At 59.7% G+C, this 19,678-nt stretch carries 14 protein-coding genes and 1 other annotated feature; of the genes, 10 read left to right on the top strand and 4 right to left on the bottom strand.

From position 1 onward, the window contains the following. Positions 1 to 492 precede the first annotated feature (492 nt). The 4 genes from ACT6QU_RS16795 to ACT6QU_RS16780 all read left to right on the top strand — a co-directional run bounded on the left by ACT6QU_RS16795 (position 493) and on the right by ACT6QU_RS16780 (position 6,080). A complete protein-coding gene (locus ACT6QU_RS16795; protein WP_444565074.1) occupies positions 493 to 2,040 on the top strand; it encodes a pilus assembly protein TadG-related protein in 1,548 nt (515 codons plus the stop codon). 32 nt (positions 2,041 to 2,072) lie between these two features. Then, on the top strand, positions 2,073 to 3,308 hold the full coding sequence (locus ACT6QU_RS16790) for a diguanylate cyclase (RefSeq protein WP_444565073.1): 1,236 nt from the start codon (positions 2,073 to 2,075) through the stop codon (positions 3,306 to 3,308). A gap of 54 nt (positions 3,309 to 3,362) precedes the next feature. Beyond that, positions 3,363 to 3,917: a TIGR02281 family clan AA aspartic protease gene (locus ACT6QU_RS16785; protein WP_444565072.1), complete on the top strand. Its 555-nt coding sequence runs from the start codon at positions 3,363 to 3,365 to the stop codon at positions 3,915 to 3,917. Between the two features lie 126 nt (positions 3,918 to 4,043). Then, a complete protein-coding gene (locus tag ACT6QU_RS16780; protein ID WP_444565071.1) occupies positions 4,044 to 6,080 on the top strand; it encodes a sensor histidine kinase in 2,037 nt (678 codons plus the stop codon). A gap of 264 nt (positions 6,081 to 6,344) precedes the next feature. Here the strand turns inward: ACT6QU_RS16780 and ACT6QU_RS16775 are convergent, their stop codons facing one another. The 4 genes from ACT6QU_RS16775 to ACT6QU_RS16760 form a co-directional block, all read right to left on the bottom strand. Then, the gene (locus ACT6QU_RS16775; RefSeq protein WP_444565070.1) at positions 6,345 to 7,196 is read right to left on the bottom strand and encodes a universal stress protein; all 852 of its coding nucleotides are present in this window, start codon (positions 7,194 to 7,196) and stop codon (positions 6,345 to 6,347) included. A gap of 16 nt (positions 7,197 to 7,212) precedes the next feature. Then, the gene (locus ACT6QU_RS16770; protein ID WP_444565069.1) at positions 7,213 to 8,697 is read right to left on the bottom strand and encodes a SulP family inorganic anion transporter; all 1,485 of its coding nucleotides are present in this window, start codon (positions 8,695 to 8,697) and stop codon (positions 7,213 to 7,215) included. Positions 8,698 to 8,774: 77 nt separating this feature from the next. Next, positions 8,775 to 8,830: a sequence feature (sul1 is cis-regulatory element that is thought to sense ions involved in sulfur or methionine metabolism; They are found in Alphaproteobacteria), on the bottom strand. Between the two features lie 395 nt (positions 8,831 to 9,225). Next, positions 9,226 to 10,878: an AMP-binding protein gene (locus ACT6QU_RS16765; RefSeq protein WP_444565068.1), complete on the bottom strand. Its 1,653-nt coding sequence runs from the start codon at positions 10,876 to 10,878 to the stop codon at positions 9,226 to 9,228. Positions 10,879 to 10,919: 41 nt separating this feature from the next. After that, the gene (locus ACT6QU_RS16760) at positions 10,920 to 12,923 is read right to left on the bottom strand and encodes a flavin-containing monooxygenase (protein ID WP_444565067.1); all 2,004 of its coding nucleotides are present in this window, start codon (positions 12,921 to 12,923) and stop codon (positions 10,920 to 10,922) included. Between the two features lie 66 nt (positions 12,924 to 12,989). Between ACT6QU_RS16760 and ACT6QU_RS16755 the strand changes: the two genes are divergently transcribed. From ACT6QU_RS16755 to ACT6QU_RS16730, 6 genes are all read left to right on the top strand, one after another. Continuing rightward, complete coding sequence (locus tag ACT6QU_RS16755) at positions 12,990 to 14,234, top strand: serine hydrolase domain-containing protein (protein WP_444565066.1); 1,245 nt, start codon at positions 12,990 to 12,992, stop codon at positions 14,232 to 14,234. Between the two features lie 23 nt (positions 14,235 to 14,257). Next, positions 14,258 to 15,412 carry a C4-dicarboxylate TRAP transporter substrate-binding protein gene (locus tag ACT6QU_RS16750; RefSeq protein ID WP_444565065.1) on the top strand — a complete coding sequence of 385 codons (1,155 nt, stop codon included), beginning with the start codon at positions 14,258 to 14,260 and terminating at the stop codon, positions 15,410 to 15,412. 49 nt (positions 15,413 to 15,461) lie between these two features. Next, positions 15,462 to 15,971: a TRAP transporter small permease gene (locus tag ACT6QU_RS16745; protein ID WP_444565064.1), complete on the top strand. Its 510-nt coding sequence runs from the start codon at positions 15,462 to 15,464 to the stop codon at positions 15,969 to 15,971. Further along, a complete protein-coding gene (locus ACT6QU_RS16740; protein WP_444565063.1) occupies positions 15,968 to 17,275 on the top strand; it encodes a TRAP transporter large permease in 1,308 nt (435 codons plus the stop codon). Before ACT6QU_RS16745 ends, ACT6QU_RS16740 begins: the two co-directional genes overlap by 4 nt. Positions 17,276 to 17,290: 15 nt before the next feature. Beyond that, positions 17,291 to 17,974 (top strand): TetR/AcrR family transcriptional regulator, encoded by a 684-nt coding sequence (locus ACT6QU_RS16735; RefSeq protein ID WP_444565062.1) that lies wholly within the window; start codon positions 17,291 to 17,293, stop codon positions 17,972 to 17,974. A gap of 318 nt (positions 17,975 to 18,292) precedes the next feature. After that, the gene (locus tag ACT6QU_RS16730) at positions 18,293 to 19,678 is read left to right on the top strand and encodes an ABC transporter substrate-binding protein (RefSeq protein ID WP_444565061.1); all 1,386 of its coding nucleotides are present in this window, start codon (positions 18,293 to 18,295) and stop codon (positions 19,676 to 19,678) included.

The following is a 19,678-nucleotide window of genomic DNA, read 5'->3' as shown; positions in this document are numbered from 1 at the left end:
AGATGTTCTACAACCCGAAGCGCAAGCACGTCAGGAACGGGATGCTGTCACCCGTCGAATTCGAACGGCAGCAGGAAATGTAACCCGAGGGTGTCCATGAAACTCGGGGCTATTCAACCAGAGTTTTGCAGACGGCTTCGGCGCAGCCCACACCAGCTTGGAGCGTCGTGCATGAGACGCGCTGGAGGTTTTCGATTCCAGCCTGCCGGGCTTCACTGGTTCAAGCCACATAAGTAGCTTCCGATGTCCACCTGTGGCGGGATGTTACGAAGGCCGACCTCAGCGGAGACCTTATCAGCTTGCGAATGGACGCCGGGGATTGCCTGACCGCGCGTAGTGAATAGGCGTGCATACCCGGCTCGAAGTTCTCTGAATGCGACGAACCTTGCTCGCGATTCGTTAACCGGCTTTCGACATGCACAAATGACAGCAAGGGCCTGTTTACCCGCCCGCCTCACGATGCTGTGATGCAACAGGTCTTGGGGGCAAGCCATGCTGAAACCGTTTCTTGCATCACGTTCCGGCAATATCGCGATCATGTCAGGGGTACTGCTGATCCCGTTGTGCTTGGCGGTCGGAGTGGCTGTTGACTACTCCCGCTACACATCTGCACAGCGGCATTTGCAAGAGATGGCTGATGCGACCTCTTTGTCGCTCGCATCGACGCAGGAGCGCAGCAACGCCAAACTGACCCAAATGGCGAATGATTTTCTGTCCAGCAATCAGAACACCAACCGCGTGCAGCAGCTGAGGCTCGATGGGCTGGATACGTCCACAGAGATGATCGACGTCACTGTCGGAGGATCGATCCCGGCGACGTTCATGGCTTTGGCGGGCTACGACCGTTTGCCTGTCAAGGCTTCTGCTCTCGCTGAACGGGCCGTCCGCGGCAATGTCGAGGTATCGCTCGTGCTCGACAATACGTGGTCGATGTCGGAAGCCGATGGCAGCGGTCAGACCCGAATGGAAGCCCTGAAGGACGCAGCTGCTCGTCTCGTGGACGAGTTGCTCATCACGACGGACAATTCAGTCCGCATCGCGCTCGTGCCCTACGCCGATTACGTCAATGTGGGGGCGGATAACCGCAATGCCTCTTGGCTGAGCGTTCCAAATGATTATTCGAACACGAGCACGTCCAAGGAAACCTGCGTCACCGAAACGACGGTTTGCCTGGCTCGCAACCCGAAACGGACGTGCGAGCGGTACCGGGATGGGGTTCTAGAAACCTACGGCTGCGGCAATGAATGCACCAAGACCGAAGTCCGCCAACTCGATCAGCCGCAGTGTTCCGGTGGCAAAACCTCGACCACTGCCTACAAATGGTTCGGCTGCGTGGGATCCCGGACCGGCGGCAACAACAGGCTCGGCGACCATAACACGAGCGTGAAATACCCAGGCTACGTGGAAACCAGCCAGAACTGTCACAATCCGATCGTGCGATTGACCAGTGACAAGAAGCGGCTCAAGGACGCGATCGTCGCCATGTCGCCGAACCGGGGCAGCTATAAGCCTTACACCTACATTCCCGCTGGCTTGGTTTGGGGTCTGAACACCATCTCGCCGACGGAGCCGTTCGCTGATGGCTTGGCGTACGATGCCAATAATGTGCGTCCGCGCAAGGTGATCGTTCTCATGACGGATGGCGAGAACACCCTCCTTTACAACAAGAACAACGGTAAGCATGCGAGCGGCAGCGTTCCGTCGCTGAACGCCGCGGAAAAACAGACAGCCGTAGCCGCCTTGAGTACGGATTGTACGGACGCCCACAACAATTGCGGCAACGGAAAAGGCAAGCTCAAGGATACCAGTTCCTACCAGCAGACGAATGCCGACACACTCTCGCTCTGCACTTACGCGAGCGCCAACCAGATCGAGATCTTCACGGTCGCCTTCAAAGTCGACGACGCGACAGCGCGCCAGATGCTTCAACTGTGCGCGACCGATGAGGCGCACTACTACGAAGCATCGGATTCAGCCAAGCTTGCCGCCGCCTTCTCAGGCATTGCCCAGTCGTTGCGCGTGGTGCGGCTGGCTCGCTAGTCGAACCGCGGCTCGCTGTGAAGGGGAACAGAATGGATGAAGCAGCGTCATTGGCCGATGAACTCCAGCGCTCTTTTCCGACCACCAGCGGGCGTCTGCGGTTCACTGAAATGCTCGAGGCTCACTACGAACTAGAGACAGGCCCCGCCCGATGCCGTCATCTTATCATCTGTGGGATCGTCGCCCTCTTCCTCTACGACTGCTTTTTGATCTCTGACTGGCGTCTGATACCGGACATCTTCCAGACGGCGCTGGTTGTCCGCTTGGGGTTGGTCACGCCGATAGCCCTCTTAATCGTCGCGATCCTGCTGCGCCGCCCGCATGCGCGGATCCGCGAGGCGTCGCAAGCGACAATCAGCGTCATAGTGGCGGCAAGTGTTCTCTATCTCACCTCAACCAGCCAAAGCCCGCTCGTGATCTTCCATCACTATGGGATCATCCTGGTCGTGCTGTTCGCAAACGTGGTGCAGCGACTTCATTTTCCCTACGCCGTCGCGGCATCGACCACGATCGTAACGATGTACGCCATTGCTGTCGGACGAATGTCCGGTTTGCCGTCAGAAGCGGCGCTTAGCAGCGTGATGATCCTCAGCGGCGGCGCGGTGTTCACCCTGGTTGCCAACTACACTCTCGAACGCCAGTTTCGCATCGGTTATCTTCTTCGGCTGAAGGACCGGCTACGACGGGACGAACTGGAAGGATTGTCCAGACAGGATCCTCTGACTGGCCTGGGCAATCGCCGCGAGCTGGATCGTCATCTCGAACGGCTTTGGCCGGCATCGGGACCGGCACGAACGATCAGCATGATGATGGTCGATGTCGACCATTTCAAATCTTACAATGACGGCTTTGGGCACTTGGCTGGTGACAAGTGCCTGCAACGCATTGCCGCTTTGATCGCCGGCGAACTTCGCGGTCCAAACGACAGAGCATTTCGGTACGGTGGCGAGGAATTTTTAATCTTGTGCGAGGGGATGGATATGGCGCGGGCGGTCTCCATCGCCGAGCGCGTCCGTCTTGCCGTCGATATGGCAGCCATTCCGCACAAATACAGTCCGGTAGCACCAAACGTTACGGTCAGTATCGGCGTAGCCGCTACGCCATCGCGAAGTGCGCTCAGCTGTCAGGATTTGATTCGAAACGCCGACGCGGCTCTGTACCGCGCCAAGCAGAGCGGGCGCAATCGGGTCTGGCCCCCAGCGCATCGCTCCGCAGAAATCGCCGAATTCCCATCTCGTAAACGCCTGCTGCCTAGTGTCGGCAATTAAGTTTACCGGCCGATAGAGGATGCATCTCGGATTGGCTTGGGCCCGGAGTTGATCATGCTACGGAATATCATGTTACTCGGCTCAGTCGTCACTGGGATCGCACTGGCGGTCCCGGTCATCCACGAGACGCAGCCGGGCTTAATGCCGGGCCTTGCCAAGCGATTCTTGGGATCGGACAAAATCGAAGAAATCCCGGCGCTGGCCATGTTTGAGCGCGATCCGCAAAACGCACCAACGAGCCGCCGCGTGAGGCTTGAGGCCGACCGAAGCGGCCATTTCAGTGGTAGCTTCCGTGTCAATGGACGCCTGGTGGAAGCCATGATCGATACCGGCGCTAGCGTAGTGGCTTTGAATGTGTCCACTGCACGCCGGTCCGGCATATCCGTATCAGCGGGCGACTTTACCCAGGCGATTACGACCGCAAATGGTCAGATCTACGCAGCACCCGTGACGCTGGCGAAACTGGAAATCGGCGGTATCGCCGTTCGGGACGTCGGGGCGGTGATCATACAAGACGCAGCGCTTTCAGGGGCGTTGATTGGGATGAGCTTTCTGAAGAGTCTGAAACGCTACCAGTTCGAGGGCAATCAGCTAGTTCTTGAACAATAAGGCGGCTGGCAAAGTAGCCAGGTCACTCCGGAACAGCCCATCTGGCACCGAGAAGTTCTGCCAGACCAAGGTTGGGAGCAAAAAAGTGGATCAACGCTACATGTTGTAAACAGAGGAGTCTTTCGCTTGCGGGATGACCGTGTTGCGACTTACATGACCTCAACAAGAGAGGCTTTTGTGTCGCATTTGGTCAGCACCGTTTCGCTCAGGCGGTATCTTTATCTGATCGGCGTGGCTGGCCTGGCTCCTGTGGCCATATTTTCGCTGGTCCTCATCTGGTTTCTGGCAGATTGGGAGCGCAGCCGCATCGAGCGCGCATCTATTCGAATTGCCGAGCAGACCTCCACAATCCTTGAAAGCGAGCTGCGGATCCTATTGGCGGAACTCGCCGGATTGGCTACCTCGACAAGCATGCGCGACCAGGACTTCCGCGGCCTCCATCAGGAAGCGCGACGTCTGGTTGCCGGACATGACGAGGTCGTGTTGCTGCGGCGGCTGGACGAAACGCAGTTGCTGAACACCCAGGTGCCGTTCGGCGCGCCACTGCCTCCCGCAGTCCCGATACCGGACGAGGTTAAGCAACGTTTCCGGCAAGGGTCCGCGTCGGTAGGCTCCGTCTACAAGAGCCCGATCAGCGGCGAGTACCGGGTCCCCGTTGTTCTTCCGGTCCAGCTCGACCATGGCGACCCCCTTCTGCTTGCTGTCACCGTTCCTACGACAAGATTTGCCCCCTTATTGGCCAACGCAGCGCCGCCTGGCTGGGTGATTGGAGTTGCAGATGGCAATGGGACCTATGTTTCACGATCCCAAGAGCATCAGCGGTTCACGGGGACGCCGGGTGTACGAGAGTATCTCCAACTTGCAGTGGGAGATCGCGGCAGCTTCGTCAGCAGCAACCGTGACGGGCTGGAGTTGCTTGCGGGCTTTGCACGGCTCGATTTCGCCGGCTGGCTCATCGCTGCGAACATCCCGCTGGCAGAGGTGCACGCGCCACTGCGGCGCACGTTGCTCCTCATCGCGCTCGGATTTCTTTCGGCCTTGGCCGTTGCTCTAGTTACAGCGTTCGTATTGGCACGTCGGCTCAGCCGCGCAACCAACATTCTCATGACCTCAGCGGCCGAAGTTGGAATGGGCCGTACCGCCGCCGTCGGCTCGGGCTTTGCAGAACTCGATTCCATCGGCGACGCTTTTGTTCAAGCCGACCGAAAGATCGTCGCGCGGACGCGGGAACTAGAACGGGTCTTGGAGGCCGTACCTGCAGCCGTCTGGTACAATTTTGGTACCGATGTTGAAACAACAGCGGCAAATCCCGTCGCCACGGAATTAAAGGCCGTTCAACCCCCATCCTCGAAAGCGGAAGGTGACACAATCGGACCGCAGTCTGCTCCAACCGACATGCTGATCGATGCCCTCACCGGGGGCGAAAGCGACCAGCAGGAGCGGGAATATTTGCGCGACGGCGAGAAAGTCACGCTTCTTGTGTCTTCGCGACCCCTGTTGGATAACGACGGCCTTGTCCACGGCGCGGTGGCAGCCGGTATCGACATCACCAGACGAAAGATCGATGAAGAGAAGCGGAAACTGTTGATCAACGAACTCAACCATCGAGTCAAGAATACGCTCGCAACTGTTCTCTCCATAAGTCAGCAAACGATGCGCCTCACGGCCACCAAGGACGAGGCGCAAGAGGCCTTGACTTCCAGGCTTGTTGCCCTCTCCCGCGCCCACGATATCTTGAACAAGGAGAGCTGGCACAGTGCGGATGTGCGTGATCTCGTTCGTGAGGCATGCTCGGTTGGCTTTCAAGAACGCGTGACTTGCGAGGGTCCGCCGACAAGACTGCATCCCGAAACCAGTCTTGCGCTTTCGCTTGCTCTCCACGAACTGGTCACGAACGCTGCCAAGTATGGAGCGCTGAGCAATGGGGACGGTCGCGTCAACATTACCTGGGCACGGCATTCGAACAGCTTGCGAGAGCGTCTCGTTATCCGGTGGGAAGAAGAAAATGGACCGATCGTACAGCCACCGACCCGCAGAGGCTTCGGCTCGCGTCTGCTGGGCCGGGTCTTTGAAGGCGAAGATGGCGACGGTCTATCGATAGAGTACAAAGCTTCGGGCGTGATTTGCATCATGACGATGACGCTGCGCGCCTCAGCCCAATAGACAACTGGGCCATGCCTGCACGCGATAATGGTCAGCTTTCGGGAAGTCGTCAGTCCACCTTGAATGACCGAAATGGGGTCGTTGGCCGAACGTCGGCTTTCTCCGTCTCTCGGACCACAACCGGACAGTCAGCGGACGACCCCTCAGCCGCAGTGACTTCCTTACCGAGCACTGTTCGATCTGGCAATCGACAGCAAGCTTCGCGGCTGGTGGGTAGCGGACTGGCAGCTTCAGGAGTCGTGTTACGGAAAGCGGACGCCCCACTTACCGAAACAGCGCTACGAGCACTTTGCATAAGCGGATCATCTCCGCCGTAGTGGAACCGATAATCATCGCGCGGATGCGTGAGTGACCGTACGCCCCCATGACGAGAAGGTCGATGCCGTCGCGCTCCACCACCCCCGAGATCGCTTTCTCAACTTGTCCTGGAGCGATTTCGGCCGACGCGTCATGCCCGCCGGCCTTGAGGATCGCCTTTGCGTCCTCCAGCCGCCGACGCAGGTCGGCGCTCTCGCTTCCTACGGTTAGTAGTCGGATATCGAGTCCCGAGAACAGCGGCGCTCGCGCGATATGATCGACCGCCTTCATCGCGCTCGGTCCACCATCATGAGCAATGAGAATCTTCTCGATCGGGCGGAATGCTCGTGCGGCGACGAAGACCGGTTTCGTGGCAGATCGCGCGATGCGCTCAAGATTGGAGCCCAGGTGCAATTTGGCGAAATCTGCAGCCTCGCCGCGCTTGCCTATGACGATGCCGCGCGAATCCGACTCGGCTGCCGCGACCTCTTCCAAGAGATCGCCATGGCGAAGCCGTGAAGTCACGTTCTCGACGCCTGCGGAGCGGAGAATCTCTTCGGCGTCTTCGAGGATGGCACGGCCGCGCTTTTGCGCCAGCTTCGAGCGTTGTTCGTCCAGGCTCGACAGTTCTTCCAGCAGCGCGGTGCGAGCACCGAGCGCGATCGAACCGGAGAGGTCCGAATTCGCCGTTTCCCTTCGGCCGAGAACGTGCATGAGCTCGACGGATGCGCCTGTGCGCCGTGCGATCCAGGCTGCATTCTCGCAAACGCTCCTAGAGTAGATCGAGCCATCGATCAGGGCGATGAGTTTTTCGGTCATTCGAATGTCCCTTTCCTCAATGCGCCATCAGCTTGTCGAGCGCGCCGGGCTTGTCGTGCATGGCCAGCCGGTCGACGATGGTCTCGCTCGCCGCATTCATGCCAACGATTTCCACCTCAGCACCGTCACGGCGGAACTTCAGCACCGCCATGTCGAGCGCGGCCACGCTGGAGATGTCCCAGATGTGCGCGCGCGAGACATCGATGGTGACCTTCTCAAGTGCCTCTCGGAAATCGAACGCGGCCATGAAATCTTCCGCCGATGCGAAAAAGAGCTGGCCTTCGACGACGTAGATCCGATGACGCGCGTCGGCGCTGAGGCTGGATGAGACGCGAAAGAGCTGCGCGATCTTCCACGCGAAGAAAATGCCCGACAGCAGGACGCCGATCAGCACGCCATAGGCGAGATTATGGGTGACGACGACCGTGACGACCGTCGCCAGCATGACGATGGACGACGACCGCGGATGATCCCTGAGGTTGACGATCGAAGACCACGAGAAAGTGCCGATCGAGACCATGATCATGATCGCCACCAGTGCGGCCATCGGAATCCGGCTGACGAGATCGCCCAGAACCAGGATCATGAACAGGAGGAAGGCGCCGGCGGCAAAGGTCGACAGTCGTCCGCGTCCGCCGGACTTCACGTTGATGATCGACTGACCGATCATCGCGCAGCCCGCCATGCCCCCGATGAAACCTGTGGCCGTGTTGGCAATGCCCTGGCCGATGCACTCCTGATGCCTGTCCGACGGCGTATCGGTCAGGTCATCGACGATCTGCGCCGTCATCAAGGATTCGAGCAGGCCCACGACGGCGACCGCTGCCGAATAGGGCAAGATGATAAGCAAGGTATCGACGGTCAGCGGAATGTCCGGGACCAGGAAGATGGGAAGCGTGGACGGCAACTCGCCCATGTCGCCGACCGTGCGGACGTCGAAACCGAACAGGATTGCGACCGTCGTCAAGACGATAATGCAGACCAGCGGCGACGGGATCGCCTTTGTGAGATAGGGAAAAAGATAGATGATCCCGAGCCCGGCTGCGACCATAACATAGGTCAGGTTAGGCACGCCGACGAGTTCGGGGATTTGCGCCATAAAGATCAGAACTGCCAGCGCGTTGACGAAACCTGTCATCACCGATCGCGAAACGAACCGCATGACCGAGCCGAGTTTCAGGAGACCAGCAACGATCTGCAGAAGTCCTGCAAGCACAGTAGCCGCGAGCAGATATTCGAGACCGTGGTCGCGGACCAACGTGATCATCAGGACGGCAGTGGCGGCAGTCGCTGCCGAGATCATGCCCGGTCGACCGCCGACGAAGGCGATGAGAACCGCGATTGAGAAGGACGCGTAGAGGCCGACCTTGGGATCGACGCCGGCGATGATGGAAAAGGCGATGGCTTCGGGAATGAGCGCGAGTGCAACGACGAGCCCGGAGAGCAGGTCACCACGCACATTGCCGAACCATTGCGCGCGGTAAGCGGACAAGGAGGTCATGAAGTTCCAGATGATGAGAAAACCAAACCAGCGGCCCTGAAGATCAAGGGTCGCACCGGGAGGACGGTATTTGATTCAGTTGTCCGGCGGATCGGCGGCCGGAAGAGCCACCCGGATTTGCACCGGGTCCTGATTGATGACGCTTCTTAGCCTATGGCTAAGGAAATACGCAACACCCAATGTGGCGGGCCGTGACGCGTTAGGTCTGCTGTTGGGTGACAGTGACGTTGTCGGCTATGTCGGTAATGGGGTCGTCGGCTGAACGTCGGCTTTCTCAGTTTCTCGGACAGAACCGGACAGTCAGGAGACGGCCCCCTTGGCGACGGAAATCGAATTCCGCTCAGCTACGCAGGGATGTCTGATCCGGCTACCCAGGCGTCGCGGTTAGCCTCAACGCCTTAGCTGCTGTTGGATAAGCCGCGCCGTTAGTGGGAGTGCCTTAAAGACCGCTATCTTCGAAGGAAGGGCCGATTGCCACTTTACCTCTAACAGCCTATTCGAGCAGGACGTTGAGCTTAAGGGGCATCATCATGCAGACTTCCCAAACCGCTCGCCCTTGAGTTTCACACCTGCGCTATCTCGATCCCAAGCATCGGGCGTGATGCCCTGAGCACGCAATTCGTGCTTCAGGACTTTAGCGCTTGGCGTCTTTGGCAGCGTCTCCAAAACGCGCACGTATCGCGGCACCATGAAGTATGCCATCCGGTCCTTCAGAAAATTGACCAGTTCAGCAGGCTCGATGACCGTACCTGCGACAGGCGCTACGCAGATGAGGACGTCGTCTTCGCCATGCTCGCTCGGAACAGCGACCGCAGCGGCTTCGAAAACCGCGGGATGCGCCAGCACTTCCGATTCCACTTCGAATGACGAGATGTTCTCGCCTCTGCGTCGAATCGAATCCTTCATGCGGTCGGTGAAAAAGTAGTTTCCGTTTTCGTCGCGGATGAAGGCGTCGCCTGAATGGAACCACCCATTGCGCCAGGCCTTGGCGGTCGCCTCCGGCATCTTGTGATACCCGCTGTTCATCGCCCAGGGCCGATCGGTCCTGATGATCATCTCGCCCACCACGCCGACTGGAACTTCGCAATCATTTTCGTCCACAAGCCGAACCTCAACACCGGGTCTGGCCTTACCGCAGCTCCCGCGTACCGTCGGGTTCGCCTCGGAAACGATCGGTGTCGAAACTTCCGTCATGTTAAAGATCGTGAAGACCTGAACGCCGAAGCGATTGCTGAATCGCTCCACGTCCGAGGCCAGCGGCACCATAAGGACCAAGCGCAGGGGATTGTCGGCATCGCTGATCGTTGGCGGTTGCTTCTCCAAGAAGCTGGCCATCACGCCAAGGAGAAACGCGACCGTGGCACCGGTATTGCGTACCGAGTTCCAGTATGTCGCCGTGTCGAAGCGATCGACGAATGCAATCGACCCTCCCCGTGCGAGCATGCAAAACATCGGGCCCATCCCGCCGATGTGAAACATCGGGGCGTTGATGAGATAGCGGTCGCCACTGGTGACGAACGGCCACGTCTCCGGACCAGCATTGCTGAACAGGTGGAGATAGGACGTTAGCACACCTTTGGACGGTCCCGTCGTTCCAGACGTGAAGATGATCGCCATTGGGTCCCATGGCTCGATGGTGCGCACTAAAGGCGCAAGACGACCACTCGTCGACTGCATCACATCGTCATGGTGGCTGATGGGAAGCACAGCCGCTTCCACGCGTCCCCCGGTGATCAGAAAATGGTCAAGGCGCGAGAGTGCCACTTCATCGAAGCGGCCGACCAGACTGGCATCGACGATAGCCAGCCGTGCATCGGAAATATTCACGACATGCTCGAGGAGCGTGCCTTTGTAGGCTGTGTTGATAGGCACGTACACCGCGCCCAAATAGTTGATGGCGAAGAAAATCCGGATCTGCTCCCGACAGTTCGGCATCCAGACCAGAACGTGATCGCCCTGCTTCACGCCAAGAGATTGTAGCCCCAAGGCCGTCTGGACGACCAGTTCACGCAGGCGTTCATAGCTCCATTCCTCGCCAGTATCGTCGAATTTGCAGAAGACCTTTTGCGGCTGTTCCTTGGCCCAGCGATCAATCAAATACCGCGTCACCACGCTTTGGCGCGCGGGGATGCGGGGATCAGTCGTTTCGGGTGCAATGGGGCTTTCCTGAACTTCGATCATTTTTTCCTCCTCCACTTCTGCCGGTGACGCAGCAACAGCTGTCAGACCGCCACTCGATCTGGCACCGCCACACCTCGGCTCAGCTTGTAGTCGTTCAAATCTACCGTCCGGGTCATGCGCCAGAAGTCGTCATGTCGCCAAGGCGTCAGCGCAACCACACGCCCCCGCGAATTGCGGTACCAGTTCTCCATACCGGGATGTGTCCAGACCATCGCCGCATGCGCCGAGTCCACCTTGCGATTGTAATCCTCGTAGACCGGGCGCAGCACTTCGATCGTGTCGGCGCCGTTCGCAAAGGTGCACTCGAGGAGCTTCATGATGTAGTGGATCTGGTTTTCGACCGGCGTAATCACGCTCCCTCCATGACCTAGCCCCGTGTTAGGGCCAAGCAGCGTGAAAAAGTTCGGGAAACCCGGCACTGTAGAGCCCAAATAAGCCCGCGCATCGTCGTTGTCCCATTCCTCGCGAAGCCGGCGGCCTTGGCGACCCACGACCTCAAAGGAGGCCAGCATTTCGGCCACCTGGAATCCAGTTGCCAGAATGAGGACGTCGGCCTCGTGCTCGGAGCCATCTGCGGCGACCAGTGTCGTCCCGCGGACCTCGCGCAAATGTTGCGGGACAAGGCAAACGTGATCCCGTGCCACCGCGCGGTACCAGCCGTTGTCGAGCAGCATTCGCTTGCCGAACGGCGGATAGTCCGGGAGAACCAAATCGAGCAGGTCCTGCCGAGCCCCGAGTTCCTCCTTTACGTACTCGGTGAAGAAGCGCCGATGAGCGTCGTTAATGGCGTTGATCGCCCGGTCTGGCTCCGGCCAGGCTGGATCGACCTGAAGCGAGACATGAACGCGATCGTTAAATGTCCAGGCGAGCCTCTGGCGATACCATTTTTGGTAAAGTGGCACCTCACGAATGAGCCAGCGAATTGGTTCCGGAACGGAAGTCTTGAATTTCGGAAACGGTGCCGCCCATTGCTTTGATCGGGCGAAAACCGTCAGATCGCAGACCTCGTCGACGATGGCGGGCACGACCTGCATGGCACTTGCGCCGTTACCGACCACCGCCACCCTTTTGCCAGCGAGATCGACATCATCCGGCCAATCGGCCGTATGCACGCATGGGCCCGGGAACGTGTCGAGGCCCGGAATATTGGGAACTTTCGGAATGTTGAGTATTCCCACCGCTGAGAAGATGGCCGCGTATCGGCGAGCTTGCTCGCCGGCCGGGCGTTTGACGTCCACGATCCAGTCGCCACTCGTTTCGTCGTAGCGCGCTCGCTCGACTTTGGTGTCGAATTCAGCTCGTTCGTAAAGGCCATGCTCGCGTGCGACATGTCGGAAATAGTCGAGCAATTCCGCCTGCAAAGCGAAATAGTGTGACCAGTCATACTGCGCGAAAGAATAGGAATAGAGATGGTTCGGCGTGTCCACGCCGGCTCCGGGGTAGCGATTCTCGCGCCAGGTGCCGCCGAAGTCGCCGTCCTTGTCGACAATGTCGAAAGGAACGCCCGCCGCGGTGAGACGGATCGCGGCGCATATGCCCGACATGCCGGCGCCCACGATCAGGACACGAAAGCCTTTGGGAGCTGAAAGCGGCGCCTGATCGAACGAGTTTCCCGCAAGTTCAGCCGAGACGATCTCGCCATATTCGCTCGTGACTTGCTCGGCCATGGAATGTGAGAGCATGCGCGCGGCCAGTTCCGGCTCCGGCGCGGAGATCGCGGGCTTCTCACCCGCCTTGAGCTTTAGGATCGCAGTGAGCGCCGCTTGGCGGATGTCTTGCTGAACATTGGGTGGGAGGCCGCCGTCATCGTTGTCATCAAGCCCCTTTCCCCGTCGTGGGATGTAGGGCTCTTCAAGCCATTTCATGTCGCCGGTTGCCTGCGTCAATACCAGCAGCAGCGTAGGAACGTTCGCGATGGCGACCGCTTCGGTCAACCGCTCCGCCCACTCTTCTGATGTCTTGTCCCCGCCCGCCATACGATCCTCTCGTGCCCACACTTCCGAAATGCTGCGGCAAAAATGACCGACCAGCTTGACATAAGTCAAGCGTTTTGATCATTTGACTTAAGTCAGATCGCGGTTAAGCCTTTTGGCTTGAAGGAGGGCTCCGCATTGAGGTTCGCTTCAGTCGACGATTGGAATACACGCACGGCCGCGCTGGGGATTGGCGGCTCGGTGCATCCGGATTTTGCTGCAGTCCGCGAAGCGTTCATCGCCAACTTCGATCAACGAGACGAGTTGGGCGCATCGCTCTTCATTACGGTCGACGGACAGATCGTGGCGGACTTGTGGGGCGGCACGGCCGACGTTGGGCGTCCGTGGGAGCAGGACACAGTCTGTGTCGTCTTCTCCTGCACCAAAGCTGCGACCGCCCTTTGCTTGCACCTGCTTGCCGAGCGCGGGCATGTGTCGCTGGACGTCCCCGTCGCGGAGTACTGGCCCGAATTCGGTGCAGCAGGCAAAGCGTCCGTCACGCTCCGAATGCTGCTCGACCATTCCGCCGGACTGCCCGCGCTGCGGGAAAAGGTCAAGGCAGACTGCATGACAGACTGGGACTACATGATCCGCCGCCTCGAAAGCGAGGAGCCGTTCTGGGAGCCTGGCACGCGCGTGGGTTACCACCCGCTGACATTCGGTTTTCTCGTGGGCGAGGTCGTGCGCCGCGTGTCCGGGCGTTCGCTCGGCACATTCTTCAGAGACGAAATTGCTGCGCCGCTCGATCTCGACTTCTGGATCGGACTGCCAACCGAGCAGCAGCACCGCGTCGCGCCGATCGTACCTTACCGGGCGCCCAACGAGCTTGCAGATACGCCGTTCCTTGCCGCCGCGCGTCGAGAGGAAACCATACCGAACCTGTTCGTCTTCAACAGCGGCGACTGGAGCTATCGCGGCGTCAACACAGCCGCAGGCCGGTCCGCGGAAATCGGCGCGGCCGGAGGTGTCACCAACGCGCGGGGTTTGGGGCGCATGTTTGCCGCCCTTGCCGAGGGCGGTGCGGCGATCGGTCTGTCGCCCGATACGATTGCCACTTTCTCGCGGGCCAGCTCAGCGACGCATCTCGATGCCACATTCATCGCGCCTTCGCGCTTCGGGCCAGGGTTCATGCTGGGCATGGCCGAACGCCCGACTGCCGGCGGCCGCGAAAGCCTGTCCTTCGGCGAACATGCCTTCGGACATGTGGGGATGGGAGGATCGGTCGGTTTTGCCGATCCGCAATCAAGGGTCGGCTTTGCGTACGTGATGAACCGGCTTGGCGGCGGCCTTCTGCTAAACGAGCGGGGACAGTCGCTGGTCGATGCCTTCTATGGCTGCCTTGGGCACACGCGGCACGCCATGGGCTTCTGGACGAAAAACTGAACATTCAACGGGAGGAAGTCGAAATGGAAATCCGGAATCTCTTGCTTAGCAGCGCGACCGCCATCGGGGTCGTCGCCAGCCTGTCCGGTGCGGCACAGGCGCGCGAACTGAGCTTTGCAATCGGCCATCCGCCGGTGTCGAACCTCGTCAAAAGTGCGGAAGAGGCCGCCAAGCAGTTCAACGAGGAAACGGGCGGCGAGATGACCATCAAGGTCTACCCGCTTTCGCTTCTTTCGATGGCCGAGACTTCGGGCGGACTGCGGGAGGGGTTGGCCGACATCGGCACCGTGATGACCCCGTATTTTCCAAATGAGTTCCCCCACACGAACCTCATCGTGGAATCCTCCATGGTTCTTCAGACGCTGGGTGCAGACGTGGCGGACGTTCAGGCTGGAGCCTTTGCCGGCGCGGTATCTGAATTCGTCATGACGAAATGTCCTGAATGCGTGGAAGAATTCGCCGAGCAGAACCAGGTGTTCACGGGCGGCGCCGGCACCCCGCCTTATGTTCTCAACTGCACCAAGCCGATCGTCAGCGCCGAAGATCTGAAAGGTGCCAGGTTGCGCATCGGCGGTGCGAACTGGGCGCGTTGGTCCGAAGCGGTAGGCGCGAGCCCGATCACGATGTCCGGCAACGAGATGCTCGAAGCGCTCAGCCAGGGCGTGCTCGACTGCATCATCCTGTCGACGCCCGACATCTACAATTTCGGCATGGGCGGCGCGGTCACCCACATCACGAAGGGGGCTCCTGGTGGCGCCTATTTCGCGTCCGTCTCGAACATCAACATGGATACGTGGAACGAACTGACGGCAGAACAGAGGACGGCATTCCTGCGCGCAATGGCGAAGGCTGCTGCCCTTGGGTCTTACAATTACCAGAACGGCGCCGCCGAGGTCGAAGCCAAGGCGGCTGACGATGGAGTCGTCATCCAGGACGCAGAGCCTGCCGTCGTGGAAGCGACAAAGGCATTTGCCGCCGCGGACGAACAGTTTCTCATCAACGACTTCGCCACACGCCACGGCGTGGAGCGCGGTGAGGAAATGATCGGCGAGTTCAAGGAACTTCTCGACAAGTGGATCGGCCTGATGCGCGAGGCCGAAGGGGCCGAGGCATACGAGAAGCTGTTCTGGGACGAGATCTACGCGAAGATCGACGTCAACTCCTACGGCATGCGCTGACCTGAGTGCCGGCTCCTGTAAGGGAGCCGGCCCATTCTCGGAGGATGCCGTGGCATCGATTTCGCGACTTCTCGCCAAGGCTGCTCAACTAACGGCATTTCTTGCCGGTCTGGCCATCGCAGCGATGATGATCCAAGTCACCGCCGACGTGGCGATGCGATACCTTCTGGGACGCCCCTTGTCCGGCACTCTTACCGTGGTCAGCTACTATTACATGGTGATCGCAGCTTTCGTGCCCCTGGCGCTAGCCGAGCAGAAAGGCGGACACATTTCGGTTGAGTTCGTCACCGAGCTCTTGCCGCAGCGGGTACAGGATCATCTTGCCGGGCTAATTCTCATCCCGACAACCCTCATCGGGGCCGTTCTCACCTGGCGAACGTTCGAAGCCGCCATGCGGGCTTTTCAGATGGGCGCTTCGCAAACCAATGGCTCATCCTCAATCCCCGTCTGGCCAGCCTATTTCGCGTTACCGCTCGGAGCTGGTCTGATGACGCTGATCTTGCTTGCGCGGTTCATCGCCTACGTGACCGGCCGCACATATGAAGGGGACAGCAAGTGAGTGGGATCGAACTTGGTCTGTATGGACTTGCGTTTCTGCTGCTTCTGATCGCATTGCGCATGCCAATCGGTTTGGCGCTAATCGGAGTCTCGTTCGTCGGCCTGTGGATGTTGACGAGCTGGAACGTGGCTTGGGGCGCGCTTGGTGTGATCCCCTACAACTTCGCTGCCAACTGGGTGCTCAGCTCGGTGCCGATGTTCCTTTTGCTAGGCTATGTCTCTTTCCACACCAAGTTGACCGAGGGCCTTTTTCAGGCTGCCAGGGTGTGGTTTTCGGTACTCCCGGGTGGGCTTGCCATCGCCGCCATCCTGGGCAGCGCGGGTTTTGCGGCCGTATCGGGGTCTTCCGTCGCCTGCTCGGCGACCATGGGCCGTATAGCCGTGCCCGAAATGCTCAAGTCCGGCTACGATCCTCAACTGGCCACCGGAACTGTGGCAGTCGCAGGAACGATCGGCGCTCTCATTCCGCCGTCGATCATCATGATCCTATACGGAATCGTCGCTCAGGTCCCCGTTACAGAGCTATTTCTCGGCGGAATCGCAGCGGGCCTCTTAACAACGGTCGGCTACATCGTGGTCGTGCTCGTTCGGGTCGCTCGCAATCCGGCTCTGGCTCCGTCAACAGCTGACAAAGCATCATGGAACGAGCGCATCGCTGCTATCAGGGAGACCTGGCCCGTCGTGCTGATCATGATCGGCATCTTCAGCGGGCTGTTCGGCGGACTTTTCACGCCCACGGAGGCCGGCGCGGTCGGCGCGGCGCTCGCTTGTCTCGTTGCTATCTTGAAGGGAACCTTCACATGGGAGCGGTTTTCGACGGCGATCAAGGAAACGGTGCTTACGACCGGTGCCCTCATCATTATCGGCGTCGGCGCGAGCCTTCTGACCCGTTTCCTCGCGCTGTCGGGAACGGGCGACTTCCTGAGCGAACTGGTGCTGGAGAGTGGCGCTTCGCCCATGACGGTCCTCCTGGGCGTCGTGGTTCTCTATCTGCTTCTAGGTATGTTTCTGGAACCCATCGGCGCCATGCTCCTGACGCTTCCCATTGTTTTGCCGATGATCGACGGCGCGGGCTTCAGCCTCTTGTGGTTCGGCATCATCGTCACCAAACTCCTCGAAATCGGGATGATCACGCCACCGGTGGGCATGAATGTCTTCGTTATCAAAGGTATCGTGGGCAAAACCGTCTCGACCGGCGCAATCTTCAAAGGTATCTGGTGGTTTCTGGTGATGGACCTCATCGTCCTCGGCCTTATGATCACATTCCCGCAGATTGTGACTTACCTCCCGCGGGTGTGGGGATGACAAGAAGAAGAGGCGATGACTGAAAATCCAGAAGAACGCGCAGCTGATTCCGCTCGTCAAAAGATCAAAGATGCAGCACTGCGACTGTTTTCTTCCAAGGGCATCGATGCGGTCACCGTCCGGCAGATCGTGGCTGAGGCTGGCACGCGAAACAACGCGTCGATTCACTACTACTTTGGATCGAAAGACGCACTGCTCAACGAACTGATCCTCGATCGCGCACACTGGAGCGACAGCGCGCGGATACGCAAACTCGACGAGTTGGAAGCTCAGGGCGGACCACACACAATTGAGGACGTAGTCCGGCTCATCATTGAGGTGGAGACCAGTCCGAGCTGGGCGCTAGGTATTGACGCCGCAACCCGTAGCTCGGGCCACATGCGATTTGTGATGAACTTACAGATTAATCACAGGCGAGCTTTCATGCAGGCCATGGCAGGACATCGTACGTCCGGCTATATCCGGTGCATAGAACACATCTATAGTTTCCTACCTCATATGCCTAAAAGTGTGCTCAACCAGCGCCTTATCTTCATGGACCTGTTCTTTGGGGCCACCCTTGCCGCGCGTGAGGCGGCCTTCGAACAGGACCCGACCGGCGGCAAGCTCTGGGGCGATGCCGGAACAATCGAGAACCTGATTCAGTCGGCATGTCACATACTGACTGCTTCAGTCCCGCCCGAGACGCGGTTGACGTGATCGGCGGCTTACCGTCCTTGTCGGCCCAATACCGGACTGTCTGTTGGCGGCCCCTGTGCTGACCGGGCAAATTTTGCCTGAAAAGGCCGACCCGGATGGTAGCCAGCCGCCAAGCGCTTCGCCTTTGGGATCGCCAAGTTCCGGATTGGAAAGACTATAAGTTCAGAAGCCGCGCTAACGGCGCATAGATGGTCATCTGCGCTCACGGCTACGTCGGCTGGAGGCCAGGGCGCTAGCCAAGATAAGACAACATTGACTTGTTACTACATTTGATTTACCGATCGGGTAGCAGCGGGAGGCTGCGCTCGGGAGGAAATCATGAAGTTCATCACTGACCGCCGGCGGTTTCTCGCCGGCGCTGCCGCAGGCGTGAGTGCGCTTGCCTTGCCCGCATATGTCCGCCGCGCCAGCGCGCAGGACGCCGACCTCGCACCTTACGAAGCCGCGAATATCGACTGGAAGCAGGCGACGGGCGAAGCAATCACGGTCGCCGTCATTCCGGCCGCCTATTTCGACAATCTCGCGGCGATCACGCCGCAATTCGAGGCGCTGACGGGCATCACCGTGCGCTACGAGAAGATTCCGCCGGCGCAGATCCGGCAGAAATGCGTGCTCGACTTCACATCCGGCACCGGCACCTATGCGACGCATGCCGCCGATCCCATGTATTACAATTTGTATCATTCGAATGGCTGGGTCGAGGCGCTCGATCCCTTCATTGCGGATACGGCCAAGACAGACGCCGAGTGGCTGGCGCTCGACGACATCGTTCCGGCCTGGCGCGCGGCCAATTCGGTCGACGGCTCGCTGCTCGGCCTGCCCTATGACGGCGAAGTGACGCTGCAGGTCATGCGCAAGGACCTCTACGAAGCCAAGGGCCTGAAGCCGGCGACGACGCTCGACGAGTTCGTCTCCAACGCGGCTGCGCTGCACGATCCGGACAACCGCGTCTGGGGCGCGGCGCTGCGCGGCGTCGCCGGTGCCGGACAGAACGTCTACATCTACTCGTCACTGTTCCGCGAGTTCGGCGGCGAGTGGTTCCAGGACGGCGAACTCGTCGTCAACGGACCCGAGGCGGAAGCCGCGCTGACCTGGTATGTCGACACGATGAAGGCCTATGCGCCGGCCGCGGCCCAGAACTGGAACTGGCCCGACATCGCCGACGCCTTCTCGCAGGGCACGATCGCGACCTATATCGACGCGCATTCCTCGGCTTCGGTCATCAACAACCCGGAAAAGTCGACCGTCGTCGGCAAGATCGCCTATGAACGCTGGCCGGAAGGCCCGTCGGGCAAGCGCGTCTCGTCGATTTGGAACTGGGGCATGCCGATCAACGCGGCGCTCAGCGACGAGGCGAAGACGGCGACCTGGCTGTTCATCCAGTGGGCGGCCTCGGCCGAGACGCAGGCGCGCACTTCCTACCGTTTCGACGGCCCGGCCAAGCGCTCGGGCGTGAACCGGCTCTCGCTCTGGCGCGACCCGGAATACGTCAAGACGGTCAGCGCCTTCGGCGACAATTTCGTCGAGGCGACGCTCGCCTCGCTCGAAAACGACACCGATGTCGACTGGCGTCCACGCGCGCCGCAATGGCCCGCGATCGGCGACACGCTCGCCACCGCCATCCAGTCGGCGCTTGCCGGGCAGGCCACCGTCAAGGCGGCGCTCGACGATGCGCAGACCCGCATCGCGCCGATGATGCGCTAG

This window comes from Aliihoeflea sp., assembly GCF_052435475.1.
In the GTDB taxonomy this organism is placed as follows: domain Bacteria; phylum Pseudomonadota; class Alphaproteobacteria; order Rhizobiales; family Rhizobiaceae; genus Aliihoeflea.
This window is presented reverse-complemented; position numbering and strand designations above follow the sequence as displayed.